General features: G+C 39.8%; 3 protein-coding genes and 1 tRNA gene. 1 reads left to right on the forward strand and 3 read right to left on the reverse strand.

All coding sequences use genetic code 11. From position 1 onward, the window contains the following. On the forward strand, nucleotides 1–563 hold a 563-nt coding region (locus QZY09_RS20565), incomplete at its 5' end, for a hypothetical protein (RefSeq protein ID WP_295675549.1). A gap of 36 nt (nucleotides 564–599) precedes the next feature. Here the strand turns inward: QZY09_RS20565 and QZY09_RS20570 are convergent. From QZY09_RS20570 to QZY09_RS20580, 3 genes are all read right to left on the reverse strand, one after another. Then, nucleotides 600–1496, reverse strand: coding sequence for a potassium channel family protein (locus tag QZY09_RS20570; RefSeq protein WP_295675551.1), 897 nt, complete (start codon nucleotides 1494–1496; stop codon nucleotides 600–602). A 69-nt stretch (nucleotides 1497–1565) separates the two neighbouring features. Then, complete coding sequence (locus QZY09_RS20575) at nucleotides 1566–1886, reverse strand: hypothetical protein (RefSeq protein ID WP_295675553.1); 321 nt, start codon at nucleotides 1884–1886, stop codon at nucleotides 1566–1568. A gap of 167 nt (nucleotides 1887–2053) precedes the next feature. Next, nucleotides 2054–2126, reverse strand: a tRNA-Lys gene (locus tag QZY09_RS20580). Between the last annotated feature and the right edge of the window lie 192 nt (nucleotides 2127–2318).

Genomic DNA, 2318 nt, shown 5'->3' on the forward strand with positions numbered 1-2318 from the left:
AACATATATACGTGGCATACGTCCTTGGACTTCCCGAAAGCGACCAATTAATGGAGACCTTGCTAAATTCGAACGATTTGGAATTACTAAAGTGCCTGGTTGATCGCATGAGAACTCCTGACTTGGAGCTTTCAGATCAGTTGCTTATAACCCTTTGGTCTAAAGTGCTGGATATTGCTGCCAAAATTGATGACCGCGCCTTCCGTCAATCAGTTGCAGAGACGGTCGACTTATTGGACCAGATGAGAACTGTCAACGAGGAGGTATTTAATCTTTTTGAACGCGCCGTTAGCTTTTTTGATTTCGGCGCTCCAACATATCGTTTAATGAGAGCGATTGAAGCAAAGGCTAATCAAGGCCTAGCAGAGGAAGCCGGAAAACTCCTACTTTTGCTATTGGAGAAAGCGTACGCCAACATATACCTGGATACCGAAATGATCAATCAAACTCTGCTAAAACTTTACAGGGCAGGGGAGAAAGAGCTTGCAGATCATATTGCTTTGGCCGCAGTAAATCGGAAAGATTTTGAAGCAGTTTCAATTTATAACCAATTTCGAAATTAACAAGATTGGCTAGCAGCAAACTGATTTAATAAAATTTTAAGACGTGGCAGTGGTTATGCTTGTTCTATATTTTTCGATCAAGGCGAGGTTTTGCTTCACCAGTTTATATAAAGCAACATATGGATTTATCAAACTTGATCCTTCTGCATATTCCGGTTCGCTGGGATATGCATTTATCATTTTGACGATAATTTGTTTTTCCTGATCGTTTTTTTGATGGGCGGCAATTGTTCCGGAGATATCGGCCCGGCTACAGTTTATCAAAAAATTTCGGCACGCTTGTTCTGTATCCGGCCATGGAGTTAGCTCCGTACTGAGCAAGAATGCCTTTATTTCGTCTGTAAGTTCTTTTTGCCGACGAAAATAAAGTGTGACAGAGGACTCGTCCGGAGCAGCCTCGAAAAGCGTAGGTGCAAAGAGATCACTCATATCTTGAAAATGAAAATTTTGGTTAACAAGCACCGGCTCGGTAACGCGGCGAACAATGGGCGTGGTCAGTGCAAATACGTACTGTTCATAATTGCTGATGGTCAACGAAAGCACTTCGTTCACTTTTAGAAGTCTCTTTTTAAGTATGTTAAACTCATTAAGTGCAGCTTTCTCTTTTTCATCTTCAGATATTTTTTGTGATTGCCGCTGAGCGAGCGCATTTAGGAAAAACCCAACTAAAAATAATCCGAGAATGGGCTGCAGGGTAACGGCTATTTGCGCCGGTATTGATATAGGAGAAATGTCGCCATAACCGACTGTAGTAATTGTAATGGTACTAAAGTAGAGGCATGTTATGGGATTGCTGATGTCTAACTTTGGTACTGTGAAACTTCCGGTTGGCAAAATAAAGTAAACAATAGCAAATATTATGATACATCCCAGATACATCCATGCATAAATAACGGGTTCGTGCTTTTTAAAAAGCTTGGAAATGTATTTCATAAGCATAAGTAATAGCCAGTAACGGCATTGTAATTTACAGTTATCTCATCCATTGCTCCGAATCTTTAACTAATGCTCATCCACTGCGCGGCCGAATAAAAAACGTAAGTTTTGATAAAACTCAAACGGAGATGTCATCCCGACGATTTTCCCCTTTACATTATTAAACATCTCATAAGTATTGATGGTCAGAACTGTTCCGTTCTTTGAATATTCAAACTGGTTCTTCCGGATATAAAAATCCACTCGTTCTGCCCATATAGCATCAACATTAAGGCGCAACTCTTCTATCCCAGGAAACTTTTCGGCATAATTTTTCAAAAATGATAATAGATCGGCAGTGAAGGATGGGTCCTTAAGGTAACCCTCAGTATGATATTGAAATTTCATTTAGGTTTGATTAACCAATGATGGTTTTAAAGCAAATATAAGTCTTTAATAACTATACTGTCGTTAAGTTCCCGCCAAAGGCATCTTTGTCCGGCCTGACAAATGACTTATATAAGAAACTAATAATTTAAAAAGAGGAGACGTTTTTTGTAGAACGTCTCCTCGAGTGACCTGGGAGAGGATCGAACTCTCGACCCACTGATTAAGAGTCAGTTGCTCTACCGGCTGAGCTACCAAGTCAGTTATTTTTTTCCGGGCTGCAAATAAACGGATTTATTTTGAAGTCCGAAAGTCCGAAAATTGAGTAAAGTCCGAAAGTTTAGATTTTTCTAAATTTCTAAACAGAAATTAAGTCGACCAATGTTTTCACCTTTCGCCTTTCACCTTTCACCTTTCACCTTTCACCTTTCACCTTTCACCTTTCGCCTTTCA

The sequence above is a fragment of the uncultured Mucilaginibacter sp. genome (assembly GCF_903913935.1).
In the GTDB taxonomy this organism is placed as follows: domain Bacteria; phylum Bacteroidota; class Bacteroidia; order Sphingobacteriales; family Sphingobacteriaceae; genus Mucilaginibacter.